Genomic DNA, 26,796 nt, shown 5'->3' with positions numbered 1-26,796 from the left:
AACAAAAAATGCTGCTTTCTCCTGATCCGAGTACCTCCGATGGCACTTCGATTCACCACTTAAACGCGACACGGTCGTTGCAACTCCCAATAACGGGTGTTGCAACGACCGCTAGAAGCCGCCAGGTGGTTGGCCGCCGTCGGCGTTTAAGCCAGCGCTCAAGTGAGCGCAACAGCCTAGGGAGCGGCGACCTTGAAGGTGTCGCACTGGTTGATGTCGCCGGTGGTGTAGCCCTGGTAGAACCATTTCTGCCGCTGGGCGCTGGAGCCGTGCGTCCAGCTCTCCGGGGAGACCCGGCCGGTGGCGGCCTTTTGGATCCGGTCATCGCCCACGGCGGAGGCCGCGGACAGCGCGTCCTGCAGGTCCTTGTCCGTGACGGCCGCGAGGAACGGCTGGCCGGAGGCGGGATCCTTGGCTGTGGTGGCGTGCTTGACCCAGAGACCGGCATAGCAGTCGGCCTGCAGTTCCACGCGGACGCCGCCGGACTCGGGTCCCTGCGGGTCCTGCTGCGCCCTGTCGATGGTTCCCAGCAGGTTCTGGATGTGGTGGCCGAACTCGTGCGCGACCACGTATTCCTGCGCCAGGGGACCGCCGGATGACCCGAACCGGTCCACGAGCTCCTGGAAGAAGCCTGGGTCGAAGTAGGCGGTGCGGTCCACCGGGCAGTAGAACGGGCCGACGTCGGACGTGGCGTTGCCGCAGCCGGTGCTGGTCGCGTTGCTGAAGATCACGGTCTTGGGCCGCGGATACTGCTTGCCGTACTGGGCCAGGTACTCCGGCCAGAAGGCGTTGAGGCTGTTGACCGTGCCGTTGATCCGGCAGTCCAGCCGGGCGTTGGCGTCGGCGCCGGTCTTGCAGGCGGGGGCCGTGCCTTGGCTCTGCGTCTGATCCTGGGCGCCGGAGGTCAGACCGCCGAGGACGTTCGGATTGATGCCGAAGAGCAGGGCCAGCAGCAGGACGACGCCGCCGCCGATCCCGCCGCCGATCTTGAGTCCGGAGCCGCCGCCGCGGCGGTCCTGCACCTGGGACGGGTCAAGCTGGACGTTGTCATTGAAGCTCATGCAAGTCACAGTAGCCGCTCCCGCCCGCGTCGGGGTGCCGTCCCGGTAAAGTTGCCCCGATGCCTTTTCTCGACCGACTCCAGCGCTGGGCCGACAGCCGCCCCGACGACACCGCCGTCGTCGTCGGCGGCGCGCGGCTGACCTGGGCGCAGCTGCGGGACGGGGCCGCCGGCCTGGTCGCGTCGGCGCCTCCGGTGTCTGTGCTGGCCGAACCCAACTCCACCGCTTTCGTCGCTGCCTTTGCCGCCGCCATTGCGGGGTCCCGCCGCTGCGCCGTCCTCGACGCCACTTGGCCGGAGGCGTTGCGCGCCGCCATCACGGAACGGATCGGGGAGTACGCTGGTGGCCTGCCCGCCGATTCCGTCCATTCCGGCGACCTGGTCGACGGGCCGCCCGACACCCCGTTCCTGATCGGGCTGACCTCCGGCACCACGTCCCTGCCCAAGGCCTTCACCCGGTCCCGCCGATCCTGGCAGGTCTCGTTCGAGTCCTCGATTGAGTTCTTCGGCCTCCGGCCCGGCGACCGGACGCTCGCTCCCGGGACCATGGCGGCCAGCCTGAACCTTTACGCGCTGGCCGAGTGCCTCTACGCCGGCACCGAGTTCCACACCCTGACCGGCTTCGACGTCGGCGACGCCCACGCCGCCATCAGCCACGACGGGATCACCCGGCTGGTTCTGGTCCCCACCATGCTGCGGCTGCTCAGCGAACGCGGCCTGGCCGGCGGCGTGGATGCCTCCGGGCTGCGCAGCATCATCTGCGCCGGCTCGAAGCTGGACGCCCGCACCCTCGAGGCTGCCCGGCGCTGGGCCCCCAACGCCACCATCTTCGAGTACTACGGCGCGGCCGAACTGAGCTTCGTGGCCGGCGGCGGCCTCCGCCCGGGCGGCTCCGCGGCGGCCACGCCCGCCGGGACCCTGATCGGCACGCCCTTTCCCGGCGTGGAACTCCGCATCCTGGACGAGGACGGGAACCCGGTCCCGGACGGAACCCCCGGCGACGTCTGCGTGCGCAGCGGCATGGTCAGCGACGGCTACCTCTGGGGCGACGACGGCGCCGCCCTCCGGACCGTGAACGCCTGGTACACCGTGGGCGACCAGGGCTACCTCCAGGACGGTGCGCTGCACCTGCTGGGACGCCGGTCCGAGATGATCAACACCGCCGGCACCAACGTCTACCCGCACGAGGTGGAGCTGGCCCTCGCCTCCGTTCCCGGTGTCGCCGCCGCCGTTGCGGCCGGACAAGCCGACGAGGTCCGCGGGCAGCGGCTGGTGGCAGGCGTCGTTCCGGCCCACGGCGGCCTGTCCGGCACGCAGCTGCGCACCGGGCTGGAGTCACTGCTTCCCCGGAGCAAACGCCCCTTGGACTACTACCTCCTGGCCGAGCTGCCGCTCACGGACCGCGGAAAGCCCAGCCGGGCGCTGCTGCTGTCCTGGATTGCCGACGGCGACCCCCGGGCCCGGCGCCTTGGCTGAGCCGTACCCGGCGCTGCCCCCGGAGCGGCAGCCGGTGATCATCGGGGCGCTCCGCACCCCGGTTCGCCGGGCCCACGGCGCGTTCGGCCGGCTGGAGGCGCAACAGCTTCTCGCCCCGGTCCTGGGCCGGCTGCTGGCCGACGCCGGCGTCCCCGCCCGGAAGGTCAGCGACGTCGTGATCGGCAACGCCGTGGGCGGCGGCGGGAACGTCGCCCGGCTCGCCGCCCTCGAGGCCGGCCTTCCCGTCACCGTGCCCGGCCTCACCGTCGACCGCCAGTGCGGCTCCGGCCTGGACGCGATCGTGCTGGCCTCCCGCATGGTCGCCGGCGGGGACGGGACTGAGCTATACCTGGCCGGCGGCGTGGAGAGCATCAGCACCGCGCCGCTGCGCGCCCGCCGCGGCCCGGACGGCGAACCCGCGTTTTACGGCCGCGCGCGGTTCGCGCCGGAGCGGTTCGGCGACCCTGACATGGGCGCCGCCGCCGAGAACGTGGCGGAGGCCTGCGGCATCGGCCGGGAACGGCAGGACGGGTTCGCACTCCGCAGCCACCGCCGGGCCCTGGCCGCCGCCGCGGCGGGTGCCTTCGACGCCGAAACCGTCCACGTGGACCTGGTGCCGCACGGCGGGACCGGCACGGTGATCCACGACGACGGCCCGCGCGCCTCCCTGACGCCGGCCATCCTCGCCCGTTTCCCGGCCGCCTTCGTCCCCGGCGGCACGGTCACGGCAGGGAACTCCTGCTTCGACGCGGACGCCGCATCCGCCGTCGTGGTCACCTCCCTGGCCCACGCCCGTGAGGTGGGCGCCCGCGACGGGCTGCTGGTGCTCGGCACGGATACGGCGGGGGTGGACCCACGGCTCCTGGGCCTCGGTGCCGCCGACGCCGGGGCCCGGCTGCTGGATCGGACCGGAACCACAGCGGACGCGGTGGACCTGGTGGAGTTCAACGAGGCCTTCGCGTCCCAGACCCTGGCCTGCCTGGACCGGCTGGGCATCGACGCGGACCGCGCCAACCGGGACGGGGGAGCACTGGCGCTGGGCCACGCCTACGGAGCCTCGGGGGCCGTGCTCGTGACCCGGCTGCTCGCCCAGGCGCGGCGCGCCGGCACAGACGATCAAGTGGCCCTGGCGATGATCAGCATCGCCGGCGGCATGGGCACCGCGGCGCTGTTCCGGTACCGGAGGCTCGCCTAGCCAGCGTCGGCGTCGCCCAGGCCGCGGGCCGCCAGCGCCTCACCGGTCTGCCGGGCGAAGGCAACCGTGGTGATGAAGACCGGCAGGACCAGGGCCCGGGGATTGCGCTCCAGGCCGCGGGCCCGGGCGGAGTCCCGGACGTCGGCGAACGCCCCGGCGATGAAGGGGATGCTGCGCACCATGATGGCGATGGTCAGGGCGAAGCGCTCCGGATCCGCGCCGAACCGTTCCAACGGCCGGGCGAGGGAGGCGGCGCCGTCCAGCAGCTCCCGCACCGGGGTCGTGGCCGTCACGATCGAGGCCGCCACCACGCAGACCAGCACGTTCAGCACGATCCGCGCCGCGGTGGGGCCGCCCAGCTGCCACCACTGGAACGCGCCCACCAGCGCCAGTATGGGCAGCACCGGCCGGACCGCCGTCGCCAGCCGCCGGATTCCGGCACCGCTGGCCAGGAAGACGGCGGACAGCAGGGCAAGGGCCGCTGCGGACACAGCCCAGTCGGAGACCAGCCAGGACCCCACGCCGCAGAGCAGCACCAGCAGGAACTTGGCCCACAACGGGGCACGGTGCACCATGGAGCGGCCGGGAACGTAGCCGGCAAGGAGGAAACCGTGGCCCCTCACGGCCGCGCCGGCATCCCGCACAGGGCGCGGTAGCAGGCCACTGCCTCCGGCGCCGCACCGTCGAAGACGACCGTCCCGGCGTCGATCACCAGCACGCGGTCCATGTCCGCGGCGATCTCCAGGTCGTGGGTGGAGAGGACCACCTGCTGCCCGAGCCCGGCCAGGGTGGTGCGCAGCAGCTCACGGTTCCGCAGATCCAGCAGCGTGGACGGCTCGTCCAGCACCAGGATCTCCGGCTCCACGGCCAGCACGGCGGCCAAAGCCGCGAGTTGCCGCTCCCCGCCGGAGAGTTCGTAGACGCTCTGGTCCGCCAGGCCCAGCAGGCCGAACCGGTCCAGCACGGCCTCGGCCCGGGCACGCCGTTCCGCGCCGTTGCGCACCAGGCGGCGCAGCGAAAGTTCCACGTCCTCCCGCGGTGTGGGCATCACCAGCTGGGAGAGCGGGTCGGTGAAGACGAATCCCACCCGGCGGCGCACAGCCCGCACCTCCCTGCCTGTATCTAGGCCACCCACGGTGACCCGGCCCGCGGTGGGAAGCACCAGACCGTTGAGCAGCCGCAGCAGGGTCGACTTCCCGGACCCGTTGGCGCCGATGACCCCGATCCGGTGCTCGGCCAGGGTCAGCGCGGGCAAGTCCAGCAGGGTCTTCGGTTCGGCCCGGCCGTCCACGTCAATCCGGACCGCGGGACGGTCCAGGATGATGCTCACGGCCGGGCGGTGCCGCGACGCACCCGGCGCAGCAGCAGGTCCGGGAATGCCCGGTGCAGCGCCAGGGCGATAATCACGGCGAGGACGTTCTTGATGATGTCCCCGGGGTAGAACGGCAGGTCGGCCAGGAACGCGGCCGCCAGGCTCAGCTTGGCATTGACCATCATGCCCAGGATGCCCAGGCCGTGGATGAAGACGATGCTGGCTGCCATGGCGGCGCAGAACAGCAGCACCGGGCGCAGTGTGCCGCGGCGGCCCGCGCCCGTTCCCGCCGAGGTCCGGCGGAGGACGACGGCGGTCAGGGCGCCGACGGCGGTGGCGCCCAGCAGGAAGCCGATAATGTAGCCGCCGGAGGGGCCGGCCAGCACGCCCAGGCCGGCGCGGCCGCCGCTGAAGATGGGCAGGCCCGCGAAGCCCAGCAGCAGGTAGAGGCCGACGGCGGCGAACGCCCGGGCCGGCCCCAGGGCCAGTCCGGTGAGGATGACCGCCAGCGTCTGCAGGGTGATGGGCACGCCGAGGCCGCCTACCGGGATGGCCGCGACCAGGGCGGATGCCGCCACCAGGGCGGCGAAGACGGCCACCAGGGCCAGGTCGGTGGCGTCCCATCGGCGGGCGGCGGGTGCCACAGCGGTTCCGGCAGCGCCGTCGTCGGTGGATGACTGAACGGATGGTGAGGGCGCCGCCACGGGGGTGCCGGTCGGTGCGGAGGTGTTCTCGGTGCTGGCCATGCTGTGTCCTGTTCGTCACGGAATTCGGGTCCTGACTCCGACGGTACGTCCTGGGTGACGGCCCGTTTTTGTAGCCCCTCCACTAGTGGCGGGGCCACCCGCTGGGGGACTCCACCAAAAGTGGCCGGCCCGGCCGCCCACCGCCCCGATGCGGGCCGGCGGGGGTGCTGCCGGTAGACTGGAACAGGCCGTGTTCTCGGCCCCACCGCCCCGGCGCCTTGCAGGCATGACCGCCGCGCCGCGGCGTTCCCTGTTGTGAAAGGCCTTAGCTGCATTGATTACCGTCCAGGATCTCGAACTGCGCGCCGGCGCCCGCCTCCTTATGGACCAGGTGAGCTTCCGGATCGACAAGGGAGACAAGATCGGCCTCGTGGGCCGAAACGGTGCAGGTAAGACCACGCTCACCCGTGTGCTCGCCGGCGAGGGCCTCCCCGCGGCCGGCAAGGTGACCCGCAGCGGCGAGATCGGCTACCTGCCGCAGGACCCCCGGACCCCGGACATGGAGCAGCTGGCCCGCGACCGGATCCTCTCCGCCCGTGGCCTGGACATCGCCGTCGGCAAGCTCCGCGCCGCGCACGAGGAAATGGCCAGCGAGGACCCTGCCGTCCAGCGCAAGGCCATGAACCGCTACGACCGGCTGGAGTCCGAGTTCCTCGCCGCCGGCGGGTACGCCGCCGAGGCCGAGGCCGCCGCGATCTGCTCCAACCTCGCCCTGCCGGACCGCCTGCTGAACCAGCCGCTGAAGACCCTTTCCGGCGGTCAGCGCCGCCGCGTGGAGCTGGCCCGCATCCTGTACTCGGACGCCGAGACCATGCTCCTGGACGAACCGACCAACCACCTCGACGCCGACTCGATCGCCTGGCTCCGGGATTTCCTCAAGAACCACCAGGGCGGCCTGATCGTCATCAGCCACGACACCGAGCTGCTTGAGGCCACGGTGAATAAGGTGTTCCTGCTCGACGCCAACCGCGCGCAGATCGACATCTACAACATGGACTGGAAGCGCTACCTGACCCAGCGCGAGACCGACGAGCGCGCCCGTAAGCGCGAACGCGCCAACGCCGAAAAGAAGGCCCAGGTCCTGATGGACCAGGCCAACAAGATGCGCGCCAAGGCTACCAAGGCCGTCGCCGCGCAGAACATGGCCAAGCGCGCCGAGCGCCTCCTCGGCGGCCTCGAGGCGGTCCGCGAGAACGACCGGGTGGCCGCGCTGCGCTTCCCGGACCCCTCGCCGTGCGGCAAGACCCCGCTCACCGCCGACGGGCTCAGCAAGTCCTACGGCTCGCTGGAAATCTTCACCGACGTCGACCTCGCGATCGACCGCGGCTCCAAGGTGGTCATCCTGGGCCTCAACGGCGCCGGCAAGACCACCCTGCTGCGGATGCTCGCCGGGGTGGACAAGCCGGACACCGGCAAGGTGGTCGCAGGCCACGGCCTCAAGGTGGGCTACTACGCGCAGGAGCACGAGACCCTGGACGTGGACCGCACCGTGCTGCAGAACATGCGCTCCGCGGCGCCGGACATGAACGACTCCGAGGTCCGCGGCATCCTGGGCTCGTTCCTGTTCTCCGGGGACGACGTCGACAAGCCCGCCGGCGTGCTTTCCGGCGGTGAGAAGACCCGCCTGGCGCTGGCCACCATCGTGGCCTCCAGCGCCAACGTTCTTCTCCTCGACGAGCCCACCAACAACCTGGACCCCGCCAGCCGCGGCGAAATCCTGGGCGCCCTGCGCAACTACACCGGCGCCGTCGTCCTGGTCAGCCACGACGAGGGCGCCGTCGAGGCGCTCAACCCGGAGCGGGTCGTCATGCTGCCCGACGGCGTCGAGGACCTCTGGAACGAGGACTACCTGGACCTGATCACGCTGGCGTAGACCGAGGTCGCGGTCTTCGCCTCGCTAGGCTCCGCCATCTGACGCGAAGGGCCGCTAACCGTCAGGTTTAGCGGCCCTTCGTGGCAAACGGGTGGCACTCGCCGTGGTTACGGCGCCGGACGCCATGCTGTCCTCGCTCAGAAGCCCTGGGCGTCGAGGATGGCGTCTTCCTCTTCCTCGGCCGTGGCGTTCTTTCGCTTCCGGGGAGCCGGACGACGGCGGGGCGCATTCGCGGCGGAGTGGTACGCCGCCTCGCCCCGGGCCTCCGCCTCCTCGGCGTCTTCGGCGTCGATCGCGGCGTTGCGCGCCTGCTGCCGGGCCGCGTAACCGAAGGCGAAGAACATCAGCACGCCGAACGCGAACCACTGCAACGAGTAGGACAGGTGGGTGCCCTCGTCCGTGGACGGCTTCGGGAAGCCCAGCGGCATGGTCGCGGCCGCGGGACTCTCGCTCGCCACCTGTCCATACGCGCCGGTCAGCACCGGGTAGCCCAGCTGTCCGGCGTACGTGGGCAGGTCGATGGAGGCCAGCTGCCCCTCCGGGGCGCCGCGCTGCAGGGTCGGCTCCGAGGGCTTGAGCCGGGCGACGACGGTGACGTTGCCTTCGGGAGGCGCCGGCACCGAGTCCGGGCTGCCGGGGGTCTTGTTGCCGATCGGCAGCCAGCCGCGGTCGATCACGACGGTGTCGCCGTTGTCGAGCTTCAGCGGGACCACCACCTCGTAGCCGGGCTGGCCGTTCAGGGGCCGGTTGCGCACCACCCGCTGGCCGGCGGTGTCGTAGACGCCATGCAGCTCCACCTGCGTCCATTCGCGTTCCGGATCCAGCCGGACGAACTCGTTGCGTACCTCGGTGAATGGCAACGGGGTGGCCGAATAGTTGGAGACGACGCGGTTGATCTCGGCCAGCGTTTCGGCCCGGCGGTCCATCTGCCAGCGGCCCAGGAAGACGCACGCCGTGGCGAAGATGGCGGCCAGCAGCAGATAGCCCAGCCACTTGCTGGAAAAGAGAAAGCGGTACATTCAGGCGGCCCCGCCCGGGGTCGCGGGGGACTCGTCAGTCACGAGGGGGAGGGTTTCCTTCCAGAGGCCGCGGGTCCGGAGGTAGTCCTCCAGCCACTCGCGGTGGTCCCCGCACGCCAGCCAGGTCTTGCGCCGGTCGGGGGTGTGGATCTTCGGGTTGTTCCAAAGCAGCCGCCATTCGGCCCCGGCGCGGCACGCCTTGCGCGAGCAGATGGCGGTTTCCGGCGCGGCGGTCCCGCCGGCCAGGTCGAGGAGGTTCATGAAGCGGCCCGTCTGTGGTCTTCGTCGTCATCGTCGTCGTCGATGATCTCGCCCTGAAGCAGGGTGACCGGCCCGTCGTCGTCGGGCATGTCGCCGAAGGACTCCGCCGGCGGCGGTCCCTCGAGCTGGCCCAGCGGCACGTAGTCGATCAGTGACTCGCTGTGCACCTCCGCCTTGTCGTTGCCGTTGGCGACCACCACCGCGAACCAGGGCAGGAACACGGCACCGATCACCGGGAGGATTTTGAACCAGCCGTCAACCACAAAGATCAGAACCAGGCAGACCATGCGGATGCCCATGGCCAGGGCATACTTGACCATCCGCGAACGCATCTCTTCCGAGTGGGCGGTGGCGGCGTCGGTGATGCTGTGGACCTCGGTGTCCTCGAAGTCCTCGCCGGGCGTGGTGCCGCCGGGCCGGTTCTTGTTTGTCACAGCTGTCAGATCACGCTCCATAGGCTCACCGTCAATTCTCGCACCATCGGCGGAAGCGCCCAAACGGCGCCGGCACCGGAACACTGGCTAAGATCGAAGGCAGGAAACCCAGCCCCGAGCGGCGCCACTGAGCCGCAGAATCCCGGAGACCACCATGACCGAAGCAAGCTCCACGGGACGCAGCGTCCTCATCACCGGCGGCAACCGCGGCATCGGACTGGCTATCGCCGAGTCCTTCCTCGCCAACGGCGACAAGGTGGCCGTGACCTACCGCAGCGAATCCGCCCTGCCCGAGGGCATCCTGGGCGTCAAGGCTGACGTGACGGACGAGGCCTCGGTCGACGCCGCCTTCGCCGAGGTCGAGGCGGCCCACGGCCCCGTGGAGGTGCTGGTGGCCAACGCCGGCATCACCAAGGACACGCTGCTGATGCGGATGAGCGAGGACGACTTCACCTCCGTCATCGACACCAACCTCACCGGAGCCTTCCGCGTCATCAAGCGCGCCTCCAAGGGCATGATCCGGGCCCGCAAGGGCCGCGTGGTGCTGATCTCCTCCGTCTCGGGCCTCTACGGCGCCCCCGGACAGATCAACTACTCGGCCTCCAAGGCCGGCCTCGTGGGCATCGCCCGCTCGCTGACCCGCGAACTGGGCGCCCGTGGCATCACAGCCAACGTGGTGGCCCCCGGCTTCATCAACACGGACATGACCGCCGAACTGCCGGAGGCCACCCAGAAGGACTATCTGACCAAGGTTCCCGCCGGCCGCTTCGCCGAGGCGTCCGAGGTGGCCAACGTCGTCCGCTGGATCGCAAGCGACGAGGCCGCCTACATCTCCGGCGCCGTGATCCCGGTCGACGGCGGCCTCGGAATGGGCCACTAGCCTTCTTCGCCGGGCGCGTCCTGGGAGTTTACGACGGCGGCGCCGGACCCTGAGGGGACCGGCGCCGCCGTCGGTCTTTTGGCCCTAGCCGCCCGGCCCGCGCCGTCATGTACTGGACGCACAGCCCCCACCACACCGAGGCGGGGCGTGCACCCAGGAGGAAGAATCGTGACCGAACTCAGCAAATGGGCTCCCTCGGACATGCTGGAACCCGTCCGCCGGTTCCTCGACGGTGACTTGTCCATGACGCCGTCCATGAAGGTCGAGCAGTTCCAGGACGGCAACACCCTGGTGGTCCGCGCGGAGGTCCCGGGCATCGACCCGGACAAGGACGTGGACGTCTCGGTCAGCGACGGCATGCTGCACATCCGGGCCGAACGCGAGGAAAAGTCCGAGCACAAGAGCAAGAACGGCTACCGCTCCGAATTCCGCTACGGCTCGTTCTCGCGCAGCGTCGCCCTGCCGGCCGGCGCGAAGGAAGAGGACATTACAGCCACCTACAAGGACGGGGTCCTCGAAGTCCGCGCCCCGGCCCCGGCAACGGCCGCCGCGGAAGCCAGCAAGAAGATCCGGGTGGACCGGGGTTAGGTTTCCAGCGGATTGGTCCAACCGGATGCCCGTCTCCCGGGGCGGGCCGCCGTGCCTTGCCGGCTGCCCGTCCCCGGCACGCCGCGGACGGACCGCCGGAACTAGGCTGCTCCGGCTTCTTTGTGGGTCCCGTACAACCCCTTTGCCCGGCGTCGCTGGCATGATGGACAGCAGACCCCACGCAATTTGGATGGATGGAACAAAGGAGCTCGAATGGGACTGCTGGAGAACAAGACCGCGATCGTGACCGGTTCGTCGCGCGGCATCGGCGCCGACGTGGCGAAATTCCTGGCCGCCGAGGGCGCCGCCGTGATCGTGAACTACCGCCAGAAGGCACCTCGGGCCAACAAGGTCGTCGCGGAGATCGAGGCCGCCGGCGGCCGGGCCGCCGCGGTCGGAGCGGACCTGACCACCCAGGAAGGCGTCCAGGCCCTGGCCAGCGCCGCCATGGAAAACTTCGGCTCCCTGGACCTGCTGGTCCTCAACGCCTCCGGCGGCATGGAAAGCGGCATGGAGGAGGGCTACGCGCTCAAGCTCAACCGCGACGCCCAGGTCAACATGCTCAACGCCGCCGTGCCGCTGATGCCGGAGGGTTCCCGCGTCGTGTTTGTCACCAGCCACCAGGCCCACTTCATCGACACGGTTCCCACCATGCCCGAGTACGAGCCGGTGGCCCGCAGCAAGCGCGCCGGCGAGGACGCGCTGCGCGAGCTGGTCCCGAGCCTGGCCGACAAGGGCATCTCCCTGGTGGTCGTCTCGGGCGACATGATCGAGGGTACGGTCACCGCCACCCTGCTGGACCGCTCCAACCCCGGCGCCATCGAGGCCCGCCGCGCCGAGGCCGGCAAGCTGTACTCCGTCAACGAATTCGCTGCCGAGGTCGCCAAGATGGCAACAGCCGACGTCGAGAGCGGCCACACCGAGTACGTCGGCGGCGCCGACTACTTCGAGAAGAGTGGCAGCAACTAGCCGATTCTCCCACCGCGGAATTTCCCGCGGACACGGCAAAGGCCGGGGCAGGCGCCCCGGCCTTTGCCGTGTGCGGTGTGTCCGGAATCAGAGCCCGGTCAGACCCCGGCGATGTGCCGGACCGTGTCGAGGTAGGGCAGGTCGACGGCGGCATCCGCCGCGGCGCGGACGGCGGGCTTGGCGTTGAACGCCACCCCGATGCCGGCGGCGCCGAGCATGTCCAGGTCGTTGGCGCCGTCGCCGACGGCGATCGTGTGCTCCAGCGGGATGCCCTCGGCCGCCGCCCACTTGCGGAGGTATTTTTCCTTCGCCGCCCGGTCGATGACGTCCCCGAGGACGCGGCCGGTGAGGGCGCCGTCGACGATTTCGAGCTCGTTGGCGATCCAGTAGTCCAGCCCCAGGCCGGCCGCCAGCGGGCCGAGGATCTGGTTGAAGCCGCCGGACACCACCGCCACGGCATGACCGGCCGCCTTGAAGGCCGCCACCAGTTCTGCCGCCCCCTCGCTGAGGCTGACCTCGGCGCGGACATCGTCCACGACGGCGGCCGGCAGGCCGGCAAGCACCGCCACCCGGGCGTGGAGGCTCTGGGCGAAGTCCAGCTCGCCGCGCATCGCCGCCTCCGTCACGGCGGTGACCTCCTCCCGCTTGCCCGCGTAGGCCGCCAGCAGTTCAATCACTTCCTGCTTGATCAGGGTCGAATCGACGTCCATCAGCAGGAGCTTCCGCGGCGCGCTCCGCAGCCCGTCCGGCACCAGGGCGGTGCCGAAGCCGGCGCTGACGGCGGGGGAGACGGCCTTCCGCAGTCCGGCCAGTGCGGCGTCGGTCAGCGGTTCCGAGGTTGTGCACTCCGCGGTGTGGACCGTGTAGCGGCCGTCGCCGGCGGTGTCCTCGTCGGTGATGGCCAGTCCGGCGGCGGCCAGTGCGCCGCGGACCTGCCGGAGGTCGTCGTCGGACAGGGCGGGGCCGTAACTGACCGCGGTCACGTGGGAAATCATGGCCCCAATCCTATCGAGCGGGCCGGTGCCGCCCCGCATCCATGACGCCGCGAAGGAGCCGCGGTGACGCCCGTCACCGCCAGGGCGCAGCGCCGCCGCGGTACTGGTCAGGCCACGGGGGCGGGCCCGGACGGTGGCGCGGGGGGAGGTGCGCCGCTCCGGTTATCAATCGTCAGCTTTTTTGTCCTAGTGTCTACTCCTATGAGTGAAGTTCTTGAATTGGCCGCCGTCAGCGTTGTCCGCGGGGCGAAGACGCTCCTGGACAAGGTGGATTGGCAGGTCAAGGAGGGCGAACGCTGGGTGGTCCTCGGACCCAACGGCGCCGGCAAGACCACGCTCCTGCAGGTCGCCGCGGCCCGCCTGCACCCCACCTCCGGCAAGGCCGGCATCCTCGACGAGGTCATGGGCGCCGTGGACGTCTTCGAACTCCGGCCCCGGATCGGCCTGTCCTCCGCGGCGCTGGCCAACCAGATCCCCGAGCACGAAAAGGTCCTCAACGTCGTCGTGACGGCCGCCTACGGGGTCACCGGCCGCTGGCGCGAGGGCTACGAGAAGGACGACGAACGCCGCGCCTTCGCCCTGCTCAACGAATGGGGGATGGGCCCGCTGCTCAACCGTCCCTTCGCCTCCCTCTCCGAGGGCGAACGCAAGCGCGTCCAGATCGCGCGCGCCCTGATGACCGATCCCGAACTGCTGCTGCTCGACGAACCGGCCGCCGGCCTGGACCTCGGCGGGCGCGAGGACCTGGTCCAGCGGCTGAGCGAACTCGCCGCGGACGAGGACGCCCCCGCCATCGTCCTGGTGACCCACCACCTCGAAGAGGTGCCGCCGGGCTTCACGCACGCCCTGCTGATCCGCGACGGCGGCATCGTCGCCGCCGGCCCGCTGCGCCAGACGCTCACCGCGGAGAACCTCGGCGAGACCTTCGGCGTCGAGCTGGACGTCACCGAAACCGGGGGCCGCTACACCGCCACCGCCCGCCGCTAAGCGGGGTCCCTGAACGCGCGTGGACCTTCTTGGCAGCATCTTTGTCTTCTTCGCCGGCCTCTGGGCCGGGACCATCAACTCCGTGGTGGGCTCCGGCACGCTGGTGACCTTCCCGGTGCTGATCGCCCTCGGCTTCGCGCCGGTCACGGCCTCGATCAGCAACGCCACCGGACTGGTGGCCGGCAACGCCGCGGGCGCCTGGGGCTACCGCAAGGAACTCGCCGGCCGCCGCAGCCAGCTCATCCGCCTGCTGCCCGCCTCCCTGCTGGGCGGCATCACCGGCGCCTACCTGCTGCTGCACCTTCCCGAGGTGGTCTTCCAGTACGCCGCCCCGGGACTGATCGTCCTGGCCCTGCTCATGGTGGCCTTCCAGCCCCGGTTGCAGCGCTGGGTGCAAAACCGGGAATCGGATCCGGAGACCGCCGCCAGGGACAAACGGCACAGCGCCCTGCTCGTGGTGCTGGTCTACCTGGCCGGGGTTTACGGCGGCTACTTCGTGGCCGCGCAGGGCATCCTCCTGGTCGGGATCCTCGGCGTCTTCATGGCCGGAACCATCCAGAACGCCAACGCCATGAAGAACATCCTGGTCCTCGGCGTGAACATCGTCGCGGCGGCGTCCTACCTGCTCTTCGCGTTCGACCGGATCAGCTGGCCCGCCGTGGGCCTGATCGCCGTCAGCTCGCTGATCGGGGGGTTCATCGGCTCCAAGGTGGGCCGCCGGCTCCCGCCCGCCGTGCTGCGCGGCGTCATCTTCACCCTGGGTCTGGTGGCCCTCGGGTTCATGATCGCGAAGCTGGTGAACTGAGATGCCCCTGCACCACCTTGAGTCCGCGGACGATCCCCGCGTCGCCGACTACACCCAATTGACCGACGTCCACCTCCGCAAGATCCGCGAACCCGCCGAGGGCCTCTACATCGCCGAGTCCTCCCGTGTGCTCCGCCGGGCCCTCGCCGCCGGCCACCGGCCCCGGTCCTTCTTCCTCGCGGAAAAGTGGCTCGCGGATCTGGCGGACGTGTTCGAGCAGTACCCGGACGTCCCGGTCTACGTCGGCCCGGCCGCCCTGCTGGAGGAGATCACCGGATTCCACCTGCACCGCGGGGCCATGGCCGCCATGCACCGGCCGGCCCCGGTGCCGCTGCCGGAGCTGCTCGCCGGCGCCCGCCGCGTCGCCGTGCTCGAAGACATCGTGGACCACACCAACGTCGGCGCCATCTTCCGCTCCGCTGCGGCCCTTGGCCTGGACGCGGTGCTGGTGACGCCGCGCTGCGGGGACCCGCTGTACCGCCGCAGCGTCCGGGTCAGCATGGGCACGGTCTTCCAGGTGCCCTGGGCGCGGCTGGAGGACTGGCCCGCGGACCTTGCCGTCCTCCGGGACCACGGCTTCACCGTGGCCGCCATGGAGCTCACTGACGACGCCGTCGACGTCGACGAGCTCGCCGCACGCAACCCGGAGAAGCTGGCGCTGGTCCTCGGCACCGAGGGCGCCGGCATGAGCCCGGAGACCCTCGCCGCCGTCGACCTCGCGGTCAAGATCCCCATGCGTCCCGGCGTGGACTCGCTGAACGTCGCCGCGGCCTCCGCGGTCGCGTTCTGGGAACTCCGCGCCCGCTGAGGCAGCGCCCTGGCCTGCGCACGTACCTGGCGCCGGCACCTGCGGCCCCGCGTTCGCGGGAGGCCCGTGACTGCGGTATCATTGACAGCTGGCCGTGCCGTGTTATCGGCACGCCAACTCCAACTCATACCTGGCAGCTGGCAAAATCCAGTTGCGCGAACAAAGGTCCAATTATGCAGGCAGATATCCACCCGAAGTACGAAGCTGTTGTTTTCAACGACCTGGCTTCCGGCGTCAAGTTCCTGACCAAGTCCACCGTTTCTTCCTCGAAGACCATCGAGTGGGAAGACGGCAACACCTACCCGGTCATCGACGTCGAAATCTCCTCCGAGTCCCACCCGTTCTACACGGGTAAGCAGCGCATCATGGACTCCGCAGGCCGCGTCGAGCGCTTCAACGCTCGCTTCAAGGGCTTCGGCGGCAAGAAGTAATTCTGCTCCAAGGTCTTGGGAGGCCCGCACCGGCAACGGTGCGGGCCTTTCGCGTTAACCGCCGCCCCGTCCCGCCGCCGCGCTCGTGGCAGGATTGAGGGTATGACTTCCTCCTCTTCCACCCCCGCAACGGCAGACGGAAACGGCGACGGCGGCCGCCGCCACGGCGAATACAAGGTCCCCGGCGGCAAGCTGGTGGTCGCCGACCTCGAGGTGGACAACGGCGTGCTCAGACACGTGTCCATCAGCGGCGATTTTTTCCTCGAGCCCGACGAGGCGCTGCCGGAGATCAACCGGGCCCTCACCGGGCTCCCCGCCGAGACTCCGGCGGCCGACCTCGCCGCCGCCGTCACCGCGGCGCTGCCGGAGGGCACCGTGCTTTTCGGCCTGTCCGCCGAGGCCGTCGCGATCGCCGTGCGCAGGGCCCTTGCCAAGGCCACCGGCTGGGGCGACCACCACTGGAACGTCATCGCCCCCACGGTGCTGCCCACGCACGTGAACGTTGCCCTGGACGAGGTCCTCACCGAAGAGGTCGGTGCCGGGCGCCGCAACCCCACCCTGCGGTTCTGGGACTGGGAGGAGCCCTCCGTGGTGATCGGCAGCTTCCAGTCGGTCCGCAACGAGGTCCAGCCCGAGGGCGTCAGCCGGCACGGCATCAGCGTGGTCCGGCGGATCAGCGGCGGCGGCGCCATGTTCATGGAGGCCGGCAACTGCATCACCTACTCGCTCTACCTGCCGCAGACGCTGGTGGACGGGCTGAGCTTCGCCGACTCCTACGGCTTCCTGGACGCCTGGGTCCTCGCCGCCCTGGAGAAAGTGGGCATCAACGCCTTCTACGTCCCGCTCAACGACATCGCCACGGACCAGGGCAAGATCGGCGGCGCCGCGCAGAAACGGCTCGCCAACGGCGGCATGCTGCACCACGTGACCATGAGCTACGACATCGACGCCGACAAGATGGTCGAGGTGCTCCGGATCGGCAAGGAGAAGCTCTCCGACAAGGGCACCACCAGCGCCAAGAAGCGCGTGGATCCGCTGCGCCGCCAGACCGGCCTGAGCCGGGCCGACATCGTGGCGGCGATGATCGGGGTGTTCACCGACCGGTACGGCGCGACGCCGGCCGAGCTTACCGACGTCGAACTCGACGCCGCGCGGGCACGGGTGGAGGCCAAGTTCGCCACCGAGGAGTGGCTGCACCGGGTCCCGTAGCCCGCATCCGCCACGTCCGTAAACGGCAGCCAGCCGGCTGCCGTTGCCCGCTGGAGGTAAGTTAGCGGGCGGGTGCGTTAGCCGGCGGCCTGCGCGGTGAGCGCCCGCAGCAGGTGGCTGCGCTGCTCGATGACGATCCGGCGCAGGGCCCGCGGCGCGTCCGCGTGCTCGGTGAGCCAGCGGTCCGTCCGGACCACCACCGGGTGCTCCGCCGTGACCTGGCCGTTGAGGTCTTGCCCCGCCGGGTACAGCCCGCGGACGATCCTGCTGGCGATCTCGATGCTGCGGCTGCCCCAGACGCGCTCCAGCGCCTCGAAGTAGGGCTCCACGAAGCCGGCCAGCAGTTCCGCCGTCGCCGTGGTGAAGCCGGCGATCGTGGCGCTGAGCTGCTGGTTGGAGAGGTCCGTGCCGTTGACAGCGGCCTCCCACGCCTTGGCCTTGACCTGCGGGTCGGGCCGTGCGGCCAGGGCCGTGGCGTGTCCCGAACGGCCTGAGGCGGTGTTGTCGCGGGAGAGTTCGGCGTCGAGCTCGTGCGGGTCGGCCTGGCCGTTGGCGGCGAGGGCGTGCCAGAGGTTCCAGCGGAGTTCGGCGTCGACCGCCAGCCCCTCGATCACGGTATTACCGTCCAGCAGGCCGCGCAGCAGGGGCAGGCGGCTGCCGTCGTGGCGGCTGGCCGCGGCAACGGTGCGGGCCCAGGCCAGCTGCTGGTCCGAGCCGGGGCCGGCTTGCTCGAGCTGGGCGACGGCGGCGTCCAGGAAGGTGCGGCGCACGGCGTCCCGTGCCGTGGCGGGGACGTAGCGTTCGACGGCGGTGGCGGCATTGCCCAGAATCGCGAGCAGCACGCCGATGCCGGTCTCCGCCGGACCGAACCGCTGCACCGCGGCCACGTAGTCCGCGGCGGGCGTGACGGCGTCCCGGGCCGAGTCCCAGAGCGCGGTCCAGCAGAGCGCGCGGGCCATCGGGTCGGTGATGCGGTCCAGGGATTCCCGGACCGTGGCTTCGGACACCGGATCCAGCCGGACCTTGGCGTAGCTGAGGTCCTCGTCGTTGACCAGCAGCAGCTCCGGACGGGGCTTTCCGGTGAGGTCCGGAATGGCGGTGTGTCCGCCGTCGACGTCGGTCTCCACGCTGTCGGTGCGGACCAGGGCGCCGTCCGAATCCCGGTTGTAGAGGCCGATCCGCAGCCGGTGCGGGCGGGGTTCGGGGGAGCCCGTCACCGGGTCGGTGGCGTCCTGCCGCACGCCCACGGCGGTCAGCGTCCCTTCCTCATCGGTGATTTCGGGTGTGAGCGTGGAGATCCCGGAGGTCTGCAGCCACTGCCGGGCCCAGGGGCCGAGGTCCCGGCCGGAGGCGGCGCTGAGCGCGGCCAACAGGTCGGCCAGGGTGGTGTTGCCGAACGCGTGGTCGCGGAAGTAGCGGCGTGAGCCGGCGATGAAGTCTTCGAACCCCACGTAGGCCACCAGCTGCTTGAGGACCGAGGCGCCCTTGGCGTAGGTGATGCCGTCGAAGTTCTGCTTGGCGGCCTCCAGGTCCGGGATGTCCGCCACGATCGGGTGGGTGGTGGGCAGCTGGTCCTGGACATAGGCCCACGCCTTGCGGTTGTTGGCGAAGTTCACCCAGGCGGAGTCCCAGTCCGTGGTCCGGTCCACGCCCAGGGTGCCCATGTAGTCGGCGAAGGATTCCTTGAGCCAAAGGTCGTTCCACCACTGCATCGTGACCAGGTCGCCGAACCACATATGCGCCATCTCGTGCAAGAGGGTGTTGGCCCGGCCCTGGTACTGCGAATCCGTGGCCCGGGAGGTGAAGACGTAGCTCTCGGTGAAGGTCACCAGGCCCGGGTTTTCCATCGCCCCGAGGTTGTATTCGGGGACGAATGCCTGGTCGTATTTGCCCCACGGGTAGGGGTAGTCGAAGAGCCGGTTGAAGAAGTCCAGGCCGTTGCCCGTCAACCGGAACAGCTCATGGGTGTCGAAGGAGGAGGCCATCGACGCCCGGCAGTACAGGGCCAGTGGCACCTCCAGTGCGGTCCCGTCGGAGAGGGTGCCCTGCCAGCTGCTGTCCGCGCGGAAGTAGGGGCCGGCGAGGACGCTGGTGATGTACGTGGACACCGGCTTGGTCGGGGCGAAGTCCCAGCGGCTGGTGGCCGGGTCGCTGGTGAGCTGGGTACGGGCGGCCTCGACGCCGTTGGAGGCGACCTGCCAGCCCGACGGCGCCATTACATGGAAGGTGAACTCTGCCTTGAGGTCCGGCTGTTCGAAGTTGGCGAAGACCCGGCGGGCGTCGGCCGGCTCGTACTGGGTGTACAGGTAGCACTGGCCGTCGGCGGGGTCGAAGAACCGATGCATGCCTTCCCCGGAGGTGCTGTACAGCGCGGTGCCGGTGACGGTGACCTGGTTCTCGGCCTGCAGGTTGTCCAGCCGGATCCGGGATCCGTCGACGACGTCGGCCACGGGCAGGCCCTTGCCGTTGAGGAACACGCTGTGCACCTCGGAGCTGATGAAGTCCAGGAAGGTGCTGGACCCTGGTTCGGCGGCGGCGAAGGTGATGACGCTGCGGCTGGGGTAGCCGGCCACCGTGGGGTCCGCGGCCTGCCGGACATCGAGGGACACATCGTAGCTGTGCGTGGTGATCAGGGCCGAGCGGGCGGCCGCTTCTTCACTGGTCAAATTCTGGTTGGACACGCTGCTATCTAATCACGCAGGCGCCCCGCGCAGCTCAGTGCCCGGGCAGCATCAGGACCGCCGCGCCCAGGCCGAGGGCGGCGATCAGCAGCCACGCCGCGAGGGCCGCGAGCAGCGCCCGGGTGCCGGTCCGCAGCAGTTCGCGGACCCGGACGGCGGACCCCAGCCCGAACAGGGCCATGCCCAGCAGGATGTCCTGCAGCAGGGCGGCCGCCTCCAGCACGCCCGCGGGCAGCACCCCGGTGGAGCGGAGCGCGGCCATTGCGACGAACCCCAGCACGAACAAGGGCACCACCGGAGGCATGGTCCCGCCGGAATCATCGCGGAGCCGGTGGTGCAGCCCGGCGACGGCTACCATCGGGGCCAGCAGCAGCACCCGGGTCAGCTTCACGATCACCGCCACCGCCAGGGCCGCGGCGCCGGCGGTCTGCGCGGTGGCCACCACCTGGCCGACGTCGTGCACGGATGCCCCCACCCAGGCGCCGAAGAGCTGCGGGCCTAGTCCCAGCGGGCCGGTGAGCAGCGGCAGGACGCCGATCGCGAGGGTGCCGCAGAGCGTCACCAGGGCCACCGGCAACACCGTGTCCTGCTGCCGGATGCGGCGGACCGCGGCCATGGCCCCGATCGCGGAGGCGCCGCAGATCGCGAAGCCAGTGGCGATGAGCAGCGACACGCTTGGGGGCAGCCGGAAGATCCGGCCGATGCCATAGGTGCCGGCGAAAGAGACCAGGACGACGCCGGTGATCAGCAGCAGCGCGGGCCAGCCGAGGCCGAGGACGTCCACCACGCTGACCTTGAGGCCCAGGACCACGATGCCGCTGCGCATCAGGTGCTTCCCGGCGAACCCCAGTCCGGCCCGGCCGGGGCCGGATGTCCAGGCGGAGACGCCCGGGAAGTTCGCGGCGAGCAGGCCGAGCACGACGGCGACCGTCATGGCGGGCAGCGCGGGCACCAGCGCGTGGACGGCCAGGGCGGCAGCGACGGCGGCGGCGCAGGCCAGCAGCCCGGGAAGCAGCGGCGGCAGGCCGCGCAGGGAAGCGGTGAAAGGGTGAAGGTCTCGGGGCACGGGTCCACTGTGCCGCATCGGGCCCGGAATCCCCATTTCGGCGGGAAAACCCTGCCCGCCATGCCACCGGATCGGCCGCCGTCACCCGGTCCGGAGCCGGCGTGAGCTGTACCACGGCACCGCGTGGGCTGCAACACGCCAAAAGGGGTGCGCCGATATGAAATCGGGACCAAAAAATGGTTGGCTAGTGGGCATGTCTGACCTTTTTCAGGATTACTCCGAGGCCGCCGGCCGCAGCGGGGCGTACGACGAGATGTTCGCGCCCGGCCAGCAGGCCCGCCGTTCCTACGGCCAGGTGGCCGGGGCGCTCCGCGAACTCTCCCTCGCCGACGTCACCGCCCGCGCCGATTCGATGGCCCGCACCTTCCTGGACCGCGGCGTCACCTTCGACTTCGCGGGGGAGGAGCGGCCGTTCCCGCTGGACATCGTGCCGCGCGTCATCCCGGCGGACGAGTGGACCGTCCTGGAACGCGGCGTGGCCCAGCGGGTCAAGGCGCTCGAGGCGTTCCTGAATGACGTCTACGACAAGATGGCCGTCGTCTCCGACGGCGTTATCCCGCGGCAGCTCGTCACCACCAGCGCGCACTTTCACCGCCAGGTCCACGGCTTCGAGCCCGCCGGCGGCGTCCGCGTGCACATCTCCGGCATCGACGTCATCCGTGACGAGGCCGGAACCTTCCGCGTCCTGGAGGACAACGTCCGCGTCCCCTCCGGCGTCAGCTACGTCCTCGAAAACCGCCGCGCCATGGCCAAGGGCCTGCCCGAGGCCTTCGGCCAGCAGCGCGTCCGCCCGGTCGAGGAATACCCCCGCCGGCTGCTTTCGGCCCTGCGCAAGACCGCGCCCTCCGGCGTCGACGACCCCACCGTCGTGGTCCTGACCCCGGGCGTCTTCAACAGCGCCTACTTCGAACACACCCTGCTGGCCGGCCTGATGGGCGTGGAGCTGGTGGAGGGCCGCGACCTGATCTGCCGCGGCAACCGCGTCTACATGCGCACCACCGCCGGTGAGCAGCGCGTGGACGTGATCTACAAGCGCATCGACGACGAGTTCCTCGACCCGCTGCAGTTCCGCTCCGACTCCATGCTCGGCTGCCCCGGCCTGGTCAACGCCGCCCGGGCAGGCGGTGTCACCATCGCCAACGCCGTGGGCAACGGCGTCGCCGACGACAAGCTGGTCTACAGCTACGTCCCGGACCTGATCCGCTATTACCTCAACGAGGAACCGGTGATCGCGAACGTGGACACCTTCCGGCTGGAGGAGAAGGAAGCCCGCGAACACGTCCTGGACCGGCTGGATGAACTGGTGGTCAAGCCGGTGGACGGTTCCGGCGGCAAGGGCCTGGTGATCGGACCCGACGCCTCCCGCGAGGAGCTGGACGCCCTGCGCAAGCGGATCATCACGGACCCGCGCGGCTGGATCGCACAACCGGTGCTGCAGCTTTCCACCGTCCCCACCCTCAGCGGCGACAAGTTCGGCCCCCGGCACGTGGACCTGCGCCCCTTCGCGGTCAACGACGGCGACGACGTCTGGGTGCTCCCCGGCGGCCTGACCCGGGTGGCGCTGAAGGAGGGCTCACTGATCGTGAACTCCAGCCAGGGCGGCGGGTCCAAGGACACCTGGGTGCTGGCCGATTCGGCGCAGGTGCCCGTGGAGGTCATCCCGAAGCCGGCCATCGCCATCCGCGAGCGGGTCTCGGTCTGGCCGGTGGAAAGCAACTGGCGCGACAGCCAGAAGGAACAGCAACAGCAGCAAATGGCCGAGGCCCAGGAGGTACCCGAACATGCTTAGCCGGATCGCGGAATCATTGTTCTGGATCGGCCGCTATGTGGAGCGGGCCGACGGCACCGCGCGCATTCTGGACGTCCACCTGGAGCGCCTGAACCACCTGCCGATGGAGGAACAGCGCAGCGTCGCCCGGGAGCTGCTGGCCGTGATGGGCGCCCGCCCCCAGTCCGAGGACTTCGGCCTGGACGAGCTGCTGCACGACCTGGCCTACGACAAGCACAGTGCCACCTCCATCGCCGGATCGCTCGGCGCCGCCCGGGAGAACGCGCGCCGCGCCCGGGAAACCGTCTCCTCCGGCCTCTGGGAGAGCCTGAACACCACTTACTACGGGCTGAACCAGCACCGCAAGGACGTGGTAGGCACCTACCGGTTCTGCAACTGGGTGCTGGAGCGGACCGCCATGGTCAGCGGCCTCGCCGACACCACCGTCAGCCACGACGAAAGCTGGCTTTTCCTGGTCCTCGGCCGGTCGCTGGAGCGCGCCGACATGACCGCCCGCATGCTCTCCACCCGCGACGTACTCTCCGCCGGCATGTCCTGGGTGAACATGCTCCGCTGCGCCGGCGCCTACGAATCCTTCCTCCGCACCCGCCGCGCTGCCTTCGGCGACCAGCACGCGGCCGAGTTCCTGCTGCTGGACCGGCTCTTCCCGCGCTCGATCGTGTACGCGCTGCGCGACGCGGACGATTGCCTGGCCAAGCTGGACCCGTCGGCCCAGCGCGTGGGCTTCATCAACGACGCCCGCCGGATCGTGGGCCAGGCCCGCACCTTCCTGGAGTTCCACCGGACCGATGACCTGATGTCCGAGCTGCCCGAGCACATGGAGCGCGTGCAGAAGGCCGTCTCGCAGGCCTCGGACGCCATTTCCCGTAAGTACTTCAATCAGGCAGACGAACTGGCCTGGGTGGGAGAAGTTTCATGACCCGGCTGAGCATCACGCACCGGACCGCGTACAAGTACAACAAGCGGGTCACCCTCTCCTACAACGAGGCCCGGATGACGCCGCTGACGGACCCCCAGCAGGTGGTCCTGGAGTCCTCCATGAAGGTCTCACCCTCGCAGGCGGCGCTCAGCAGCTACCGGGACTACTGGGGCACCCGGGTCACGGCATTCGACATGCAGATGCCGCACGAGCACCTCGAGGTCCTCTCCACCACCACCGTCGAGGTGCACCGGGTGGAGCGGATCCCTTCGGAGGCCGACATCGTGGGCTGGGACGTGCTTACCGCCCCGGAGACGCTGGACCAGTTCAGCGACTGGATCCCGCAGTCGCAGCTGACCGGTCCTGGCGCCGAGGTCCTGGACATCGTCCCCGGCGTCGTCGCCGGCCGCAACCCGCACGAGGCGGCCATGGCCGTCTTCGAGTGGATGCGCGGGGAAATGACCTACATGAAGGGTTCCACCGGCGTCACCACCAACGCGGAGCAGGCCTGGAACCAACGCCAGGGCGTCTGCCAGGATCTGGCCCACCTGGCCATCGGCGTGCTGCGCAGCTGCGGGATCCCCGCCCGGTACGTCTCGGGTTACCTGCACCCGCGGTCGACGGCGGCCATCGGCGAGACCGTCGCCGGCCAGTCGCACGCGTGGCTGGAGTGGTGGGACGGCGAGTGGCGCAGCTGGGACCCGACGAACCACAAGCCTGCCGGGGATTTCCACGTCACCGTGGCCCGCGGCCGGGACTACCGGGACGTGCCCCCGCTGAAGGGCATCCTCTCCGGCGGCGGCGGTTCGGCACTGTCCGTGACGGTGGAGATCACCCGCCTGGCCTGAGCAGGCACCGGATAGGGCAACGCCGTCGGGCTACTCCATGCCGGAGCGGGTGGCGTCGTCCAGCGGCGTCCACCAGGTCAGGGGCGGCACGATCTTGAAGCGGCGTCCGGTGACGGAGTCCGGGGTGATCCGGACGAAGTGTTCCTTCTTTCCCGCCTGCCACGGGAAGAGGAGCAGGCCCACGGTGTCCAGTACTTCCTCCTGGTTTTTCACCGGGGCGGCCTGGCCCTTGACCACCACGCTCCACGCGATCCCGGTATCCGCGTCCACGCCGTCGGTCTCCACCGCCACCGGGGTGTCGCCCGTGGCGGCCTGGAGCTTGGTGCCGTCAGCGGTGCGGAACACCAGGGTGCCGTGATCCACCTTGTAGTTGATCGGGAAGATATCCGGATGGTCATCCACCCAGACCGCCATCCGGCCGACGCTGACGCTGCGCAGCAGCCGCCAGCATTCGTGGTTGTCCAGGTTTTCAACGGCATGCGGTCCTGATGCGGCGTCCTTTTTGTCCACGGGGTGCCCTGTCTGCTGCGGGTCAGTGCTCATGGCGGCGAGCTTATGCCAGAGGGCCCGGGGCAATCTAGGGACCAACGTCCCGGCGGGGTAACGATCACCCCTGGACTCTGGCCCCCGGCTCCGGAGGGTGGGAGTATTCTGACAGCAAACCATCAGCGCGGATGGTGGCTGTCAGATTTTTGGCACAGCTTTTTTTGGGGGGCAAAATGCAGTCTCTCGACAAGGGACCGGACCCTTTAGCGTCCGGAAACGCCAAGGCCGAAGACGTACTCAGGGATCTCGTCACCCGGGGCGGGGAACTCATGCAATCCCGGGAACGGATGGCCGGGCTGCTGGAGGCGGTCGTGGCCCTGGCCGAGGACCTGAGCCTCGACGCCGTCCTGGAACGCCTGGTGCAGTCCGCCTGCACCCTCCTGCACGCCCGCTACGGCGCCCTGGGCGTGATGGGTGAGGACAACACCCTGAACCATTTCGTCACCGTCGGCATCGACGCCGCGGCCGCCGCCCGGATCGGCCGCCAGCCCACCGGCCACGGGGTCATGGGCCTGCTGGTCAGCGACCCCAAACCGTTGCGGCTTCACAAGCTCGGCGCTCACCCGGAGGCCACCGGCTTCCCGCCGAACCACCCGCCGATGAACACCTTCCTGGGCGTCCCCATCCGCGTCCGGGACAAGGTCTTCGGCAACCTCTACCTGACCGAGAAGGCCGGGGGAGAAGATTTCAGCGATGAGGACGAGGCCCTGGCCGTGGCGTTGGCCGCCGCGGCCGCCGTCGCGATCGAGAACGCCACGCTGTACGACGACGCCCGGCGCCGCGCGCGCTGGCTGGAGGCGTCGATGGATGTCACGGGCACGATGCTCGCCGGCGACGGAGACCACCTCGAATCCGACCTCGATCCCATTGCCGAGCGGGCCCGCCTCGAATCGCGGTCCCGGCTCGCGCTGATTGTCGCCCCAGCCGACTCAGCCGCCGGCCACGTGGTGGTCGGCGCGGCGGGGGAGCAGGCTGCCGACTTCAGCGGCGCCCCGCTCCTGCTGAACCATCCCGAACTGCAGGAGGTCCTCGCCGGTGGCGAACCGGTCCTCTTTCCCTCGGCCTCCAGCGTGCTGGAACTATGCGATGACCACAGCACCGGACCATTGCTGGCCGTCGGCCTCAGCGCCCGCGGCTCCCACCACGGACTTCTGTTGCTTGCCCGGGAGCCCGAGGCCGCCCCGTACGACCGGACCGATCGGGAGATGGGGGCCGTGTTTGGCTCGCACGTGGCGCTGGCCATGGAACTGGCGCGCGTTCACCGGCTCCGGGAGGAACTGCTCGTCTTCACCGACCGGGACCGGATCGCCCGTGACCTGCACGACCTCGTCATCCAGCGGCTCTTCGCCGCGGGCCTCAGCGTCCAGAGCCTGGCACGTTTCACCAAGGACGACCTCGCCACCGAACGGATACGGAACATTACCGGGGAGCTCGACGAAGCTATCCGCAGCCTCCGGGACACCATCTACTCGCTCCGGCACAGCCAGACGGATTCCGACCCGCTCAGCGGACGGATCCGCCGCGTGGCCAGGAGTTCGGCGAAGTCGCTGCCGTTCACGCCGCGGCTGACGCTGACCGGACCGATCGACACCGTCCCGGCGGAGAAGGCCGACAATGTGGTGGCCGTGGTCTCCGAAGGGCTGAGCAACGCCATCCGGCACTCGGGCGCGGACGCGATTTCCGTCTCGGTGGCCGTGGTGAAGGGCCGGGTCACGGTGGTGGTGACAGACAACGGCTCGGGTTTCACCAACGCGGCGGCCCGCAACGGCCTGGCCAATCTGGAGGACCGGGCCCGGATGCTCGACGGCGAGTGCGTGATCGTCTCCGCCCCGGACGAGGGCACCAGCGTGGAGTGGTCCGTCCCGCTCTAGCCCGGGCTCCAGCCCCGGCGCAGGTCTT

At 70.1% G+C, this 26,796-nt stretch carries 26 protein-coding genes; 15 read left to right on the top strand and 11 right to left on the bottom strand.

Annotation, left to right across the window (positions count from 1 at the left end; translation table 11 throughout):
• Positions 1–176 precede the first annotated feature (176 nt).
• Positions 177–1,061, bottom strand: coding sequence for a neutral zinc metallopeptidase (locus QWJ39_RS16130; protein WP_290258908.1), 885 nt, complete (start codon positions 1,059–1,061; stop codon positions 177–179).
• Between the two features lie 59 nt (positions 1,062–1,120).
• Here QWJ39_RS16130 and QWJ39_RS16125 point away from each other — a divergent pair, with 59 nt between their 5' ends.
• Positions 1,121–2,536 carry an AMP-binding protein gene (locus QWJ39_RS16125; RefSeq protein WP_290258907.1) on the top strand — a complete coding sequence of 472 codons (1,416 nt, stop codon included), beginning with the start codon at positions 1,121–1,123 and terminating at the stop codon, positions 2,534–2,536.
• Positions 2,529–3,731 carry a thiolase family protein gene (locus QWJ39_RS16120; RefSeq protein WP_290258906.1) on the top strand — a complete coding sequence of 401 codons (1,203 nt, stop codon included), beginning with the start codon at positions 2,529–2,531 and terminating at the stop codon, positions 3,729–3,731. The genes QWJ39_RS16125 and QWJ39_RS16120 overlap by 8 nt, the downstream gene beginning before the upstream one ends.
• Here the strand turns inward: QWJ39_RS16120 and QWJ39_RS16115 are convergent.
• From QWJ39_RS16115 to QWJ39_RS16105, 3 genes are read right to left on the bottom strand one after another with little or no spacing between them, the layout of a single operon-like run.
• Complete coding sequence (locus QWJ39_RS16115) at positions 3,728–4,354, bottom strand: energy-coupling factor transporter transmembrane protein EcfT (protein ID WP_290258905.1); 627 nt, start codon at positions 4,352–4,354, stop codon at positions 3,728–3,730. The two genes, QWJ39_RS16120 and QWJ39_RS16115, sit on opposite strands and share 4 nt — an antisense overlap.
• Positions 4,351–5,061, bottom strand: coding sequence for an ABC transporter ATP-binding protein (locus QWJ39_RS16110; protein WP_290258904.1), 711 nt, complete (start codon positions 5,059–5,061; stop codon positions 4,351–4,353). The genes QWJ39_RS16115 and QWJ39_RS16110 overlap by 4 nt, the downstream gene beginning before the upstream one ends.
• The gene (locus QWJ39_RS16105) at positions 5,058–5,789 is read right to left on the bottom strand and encodes a biotin transporter BioY (RefSeq protein ID WP_290258903.1); all 732 of its coding nucleotides are present in this window, start codon (positions 5,787–5,789) and stop codon (positions 5,058–5,060) included. The genes QWJ39_RS16110 and QWJ39_RS16105 overlap by 4 nt, the downstream gene beginning before the upstream one ends.
• 274 nt (positions 5,790–6,063) lie before the next feature.
• Here QWJ39_RS16105 and QWJ39_RS16100 point away from each other — a divergent pair, with 274 nt between their 5' ends.
• Positions 6,064–7,662, top strand: coding sequence for an ABC-F family ATP-binding cassette domain-containing protein (locus QWJ39_RS16100; protein WP_290258902.1), 1,599 nt, complete (start codon positions 6,064–6,066; stop codon positions 7,660–7,662).
• Between the two features lie 137 nt (positions 7,663–7,799).
• Here the strand turns inward: QWJ39_RS16100 and QWJ39_RS16095 are convergent, their stop codons facing one another.
• From QWJ39_RS16095 to QWJ39_RS16085, 3 genes are read right to left on the bottom strand one after another with little or no spacing between them, the layout of a single operon-like run.
• Positions 7,800–8,681, bottom strand: coding sequence for an SURF1 family protein (locus QWJ39_RS16095; protein ID WP_290258901.1), 882 nt, complete (start codon positions 8,679–8,681; stop codon positions 7,800–7,802).
• Complete coding sequence (locus QWJ39_RS16090; protein ID WP_290258900.1) at positions 8,682–8,942, bottom strand: hypothetical protein; 261 nt, start codon at positions 8,940–8,942, stop codon at positions 8,682–8,684.
• On the bottom strand, positions 8,939–9,397 hold the full coding sequence (locus tag QWJ39_RS16085) for a DUF3099 domain-containing protein (RefSeq protein WP_290258899.1): 459 nt from the start codon (positions 9,395–9,397) through the stop codon (positions 8,939–8,941). The genes QWJ39_RS16090 and QWJ39_RS16085 overlap by 4 nt, the downstream gene beginning before the upstream one ends.
• Positions 9,398–9,530: 133 nt before the next feature.
• On the opposite strand from QWJ39_RS16085, the gene QWJ39_RS16080 reads away from it, so the two are divergent.
• The 3 genes from QWJ39_RS16080 to QWJ39_RS16070 all read left to right on the top strand — a co-directional run bounded on the left by QWJ39_RS16080 (position 9,531) and on the right by QWJ39_RS16070 (position 11,813).
• On the top strand, positions 9,531–10,256 hold the full coding sequence (locus tag QWJ39_RS16080; RefSeq protein ID WP_290258898.1) for a beta-ketoacyl-ACP reductase: 726 nt from the start codon (positions 9,531–9,533) through the stop codon (positions 10,254–10,256).
• A 168-nt stretch (positions 10,257–10,424) separates the two neighbouring features.
• Positions 10,425–10,844 (top strand): Hsp20/alpha crystallin family protein, encoded by a 420-nt coding sequence (locus QWJ39_RS16075; protein WP_290258897.1) that lies wholly within the window; start codon positions 10,425–10,427, stop codon positions 10,842–10,844.
• A 213-nt stretch (positions 10,845–11,057) separates the two neighbouring features.
• Entirely contained in the window at positions 11,058–11,813 is a 756-nt protein-coding gene (locus tag QWJ39_RS16070; RefSeq protein WP_290258896.1) for an SDR family oxidoreductase, read from the top strand.
• A gap of 98 nt (positions 11,814–11,911) precedes the next feature.
• Here the strand turns inward: QWJ39_RS16070 and serB are convergent, their stop codons facing one another.
• On the bottom strand, positions 11,912–12,808 hold the full coding sequence (gene serB / locus QWJ39_RS16065) for a phosphoserine phosphatase SerB (RefSeq protein ID WP_290258895.1): 897 nt from the start codon (positions 12,806–12,808) through the stop codon (positions 11,912–11,914).
• A gap of 201 nt (positions 12,809–13,009) precedes the next feature.
• Here serB and QWJ39_RS16060 point away from each other — a divergent pair, with 201 nt between their 5' ends.
• From QWJ39_RS16060 to QWJ39_RS16040, 5 genes are all read left to right on the top strand, one after another.
• A complete protein-coding gene (locus QWJ39_RS16060) occupies positions 13,010–13,795 on the top strand; it encodes an ABC transporter ATP-binding protein (protein ID WP_290258894.1) in 786 nt (261 codons plus the stop codon).
• A 19-nt stretch (positions 13,796–13,814) separates the two neighbouring features.
• On the top strand, positions 13,815–14,600 hold the full coding sequence (locus QWJ39_RS16055; RefSeq protein WP_290258893.1) for a sulfite exporter TauE/SafE family protein: 786 nt from the start codon (positions 13,815–13,817) through the stop codon (positions 14,598–14,600).
• Between the two features lies 1 nt (position 14,601).
• Positions 14,602–15,408: an RNA methyltransferase gene (locus QWJ39_RS16050; protein WP_290258892.1), complete on the top strand. Its 807-nt coding sequence runs from the start codon at positions 14,602–14,604 to the stop codon at positions 15,406–15,408.
• Between the two features lie 173 nt (positions 15,409–15,581).
• Positions 15,582–15,839 carry a type B 50S ribosomal protein L31 gene (locus QWJ39_RS16045; protein WP_290258891.1) on the top strand — a complete coding sequence of 86 codons (258 nt, stop codon included), beginning with the start codon at positions 15,582–15,584 and terminating at the stop codon, positions 15,837–15,839.
• A gap of 102 nt (positions 15,840–15,941) precedes the next feature.
• Positions 15,942–17,048 carry a lipoate--protein ligase family protein gene (locus QWJ39_RS16040; RefSeq protein ID WP_290258890.1) on the top strand — a complete coding sequence of 369 codons (1,107 nt, stop codon included), beginning with the start codon at positions 15,942–15,944 and terminating at the stop codon, positions 17,046–17,048.
• A gap of 77 nt (positions 17,049–17,125) precedes the next feature.
• Here QWJ39_RS16040 and pepN read toward each other — a convergent pair whose 3' ends face one another.
• Complete coding sequence (gene pepN, locus QWJ39_RS16035; protein WP_290258889.1) at positions 17,126–19,729, bottom strand: aminopeptidase N; 2,604 nt, start codon at positions 19,727–19,729, stop codon at positions 17,126–17,128.
• 34 nt (positions 19,730–19,763) lie between these two features.
• Complete coding sequence (locus QWJ39_RS16030; protein WP_290258888.1) at positions 19,764–20,795, bottom strand: putative sulfate exporter family transporter; 1,032 nt, start codon at positions 20,793–20,795, stop codon at positions 19,764–19,766.
• Between the two features lie 193 nt (positions 20,796–20,988).
• Here QWJ39_RS16030 and QWJ39_RS16025 point away from each other — a divergent pair, with 193 nt between their 5' ends.
• Genes QWJ39_RS16025 through QWJ39_RS16015 form a run of 3 tightly spaced genes read left to right on the top strand, consistent with a single transcriptional unit; the run spans position 20,989 to position 24,351 of the window.
• Complete coding sequence (locus QWJ39_RS16025; RefSeq protein ID WP_290258887.1) at positions 20,989–22,584, top strand: circularly permuted type 2 ATP-grasp protein; 1,596 nt, start codon at positions 20,989–20,991, stop codon at positions 22,582–22,584.
• Positions 22,577–23,503 carry an alpha-E domain-containing protein gene (locus tag QWJ39_RS16020; RefSeq protein ID WP_290258886.1) on the top strand — a complete coding sequence of 309 codons (927 nt, stop codon included), beginning with the start codon at positions 22,577–22,579 and terminating at the stop codon, positions 23,501–23,503. Before QWJ39_RS16025 ends, QWJ39_RS16020 begins: the two co-directional genes overlap by 8 nt.
• Positions 23,500–24,351, top strand: coding sequence for a transglutaminase family protein (locus tag QWJ39_RS16015; RefSeq protein WP_290258885.1), 852 nt, complete (start codon positions 23,500–23,502; stop codon positions 24,349–24,351). The genes QWJ39_RS16020 and QWJ39_RS16015 overlap by 4 nt, the downstream gene beginning before the upstream one ends.
• 30 nt (positions 24,352–24,381) lie before the next feature.
• Here QWJ39_RS16015 and QWJ39_RS16010 read toward each other — a convergent pair whose 3' ends face one another.
• The gene (locus QWJ39_RS16010; protein ID WP_290258884.1) at positions 24,382–24,894 is read right to left on the bottom strand and encodes a pyridoxamine 5'-phosphate oxidase family protein; all 513 of its coding nucleotides are present in this window, start codon (positions 24,892–24,894) and stop codon (positions 24,382–24,384) included.
• A 176-nt stretch (positions 24,895–25,070) separates the two neighbouring features.
• Between QWJ39_RS16010 and QWJ39_RS16005 the strand changes: the two genes are divergently transcribed.
• Positions 25,071–26,768, top strand: a complete 1,698-nt coding sequence (locus tag QWJ39_RS16005; RefSeq protein ID WP_290258883.1) for a GAF domain-containing sensor histidine kinase — start codon at positions 25,071–25,073, stop codon at positions 26,766–26,768.
• The last annotated feature ends 28 nt before the right edge of the window (positions 26,769–26,796 follow it).

Source organism: Arthrobacter sp. YD4 (assembly GCF_030410515.1).
Classification (GTDB): Bacteria; Actinomycetota; Actinomycetes; order Actinomycetales; family Micrococcaceae; genus Arthrobacter.
The sequence above is the reverse complement of the archived record's forward strand: the minus strand, read 5'-3'. Positions and strand labels throughout refer to the sequence as shown.